Source organism: Dapis brunnea BLCC-M229 (assembly GCF_050015995.1).
Lineage (GTDB): Bacteria > Cyanobacteriota > Cyanobacteriia > Cyanobacteriales > Microcoleaceae > Trichodesmium.
This window is the reverse complement of the sequence record NZ_JBNHEP010000251.1, coordinates 33,467-35,377: the sequence shown is the minus strand read 5'-3', so window position 1 is coordinate 35,377 and position 1,911 is coordinate 33,467. Positions and strand designations below refer to the sequence as shown.

The 1,911-nt window shown below is 30.4% G+C and carries 1 protein-coding gene; it reads left to right on the top strand.

Features of this window, described 5'->3' with window-relative positions; all coding sequences use genetic code 11:
* Positions 1-940: 940 nt before the first annotated feature.
* Complete coding sequence (locus ACP6PM_RS29045) at positions 941-1,726, top strand: hypothetical protein (protein WP_426590361.1); 786 nt, start codon at positions 941-943, stop codon at positions 1,724-1,726.
* Positions 1,727-1,911 lie beyond the last annotated feature (185 nt).

Below are 1,911 nucleotides of genomic sequence, written 5' to 3'. Positions count from 1 at the left end.
ACTCCGAATTAGGAAATCAGAAGATTTCGGCGAACTTTCTAGCTAAAGTGATTTTTCAGACAAGGTTAAATTTTGCCGAGATGCTAAGTCAAAGACAGAAGGAAAATCGGCAAATTATCAAACTGTGAAATTCTCAAAACTCCGGATTGAAAATTCCGAAGACTTCGGCAAACTTTCTAGCTGAAGTGATTTTTCAGAGAGAGTAAAATTTTCCTCATCTACTTACTTTAAGGCAGAATGAAAATTGACAAATTATCAAGGAGTAAAAGACTCAAAACTCCGAATTGGAAATTGAGAAGATTTCGGCGAACTTTCTAGATGAAGTAATTTTTCAGAGAGAGTAAAATTTTCCTCATCTACTTACTTCAAGGCAGAATGAAAATTGACAAATTATCAAGGGGTAAAAGACTCAAAACTCCGAATTGGAAATTGAGAAGATTTCGGCAAACTTTCTAGCTGAAGTAAATTTCCAGAATAGAGTGAAATTTTGCCTATCTACTTACTCAAAGACAGAATGAAAATCGGCAAATTATCAGACTGTCAAATTCTCAAAACTCTAAATTGAGGATTCCGAAATTTTCGGAAAACTTGCTAGCTAGAGTAAATTTCCAGAGAGGATAAAATTTGACCTATATGCTTACTTAAAGACAGAAGAAAAATCGGTAAATTATCAAGCTGTCAAATTCTCAAAACTCAGAATTGAGCATTCCCAAGATTTTGGCAAATTTTCTAGGTAAGGTGACTTTCCAGAGAGGGTAAAATTTGACCTATATCTATATACTTACTTAAAAGTAGAGTCAAAATTATGAATATAAATTTTCCTATATTTTGTGAGGTAAGAGAATTTTATTATCTTTGGTCGGTAGAGCTTGATTTGAGGTGATTATAATAAGCAATCAATATCATAGTAGCAATGAAATTTCTGATTATTTGAGATATTATGGTAGATCCTATTACTCCTGCTTTGATTGCTTCTCCTTTTTTAAATAAGGATTTTATATATAGACATATTTTAACGACTGACCAAAATATAAAGAATGATTCGTCAGAACTACTTAATGCAATTTTTCTATATACAGATAGTGATAGAGAAATAGTAAGTTATATCAGAAATAACTTTGATGAATTTGATAAATTAACTGGAGACTGGAATAAAATATACATCTTAGAAAAACCTGAGCCTAAACTTGATTCACTAATAAAATATTGGCAGTCAATTATTTATGCAGAATTGTATGAAAAATTTTCTTTAAGTAGATGGTTGTTTAACACTAAACCATTTAATAGAAACGAATCTTACTATATAGCTAGAAAACTAGATATCTTTCCCGAACAACTACCTTGTTTAGTCTTATTACCACCCTTAACAAAAATATCTGGTCGAGAAAAACTGATTATCCCTATTCAAGAAGTATCAGTTAGTTATTTTAGAAAAATATTTTCGACTTTAGAACAGATAGTTAAACAAACAGAGGAGAACAATAAATATGAAGCCATCAAAATCAAGTTTAGAGACTTGATAGAATATTTAGATAAAAATTCCGAAAAAATAGTTCAACAAAAAAACACTGAATATCAGATAAACGGCACTAATATTTTTTTTAATAGTCGTCAACTCAGGAGATTTAACATGACTGAAAAAAGTAACGATATTAAAATTGGTGGAGGAAGTTACATCAATAGCGTTATTGGAGGAGTAGGAAAAATAGAGGCATCTAAATATTAACCAGAATAACTATTTAACCGCTGAATAAAAACAAACCTTAGCAGAAGCAGCAAAAGAAATTCAAAATTTACTACAACAACTATCAAAAACAGACTATTCCTCAAATTCTACTAACGACTTAGAAATTGCTACCCAAGGAATTCAAGAAATAGAAAAAAATCCCTCTGTGAAATCTAGAATAATTA

Bases quoted from the DNA above. Each gene is read 5' to 3' on its own strand.
- ACP6PM_RS29045 (WP_426590361.1), top strand. From the start codon at position 941: ATGGTAGATCCTATTACTCCTGCTTTGATTGCTTCTCCTTTTTTAAAT.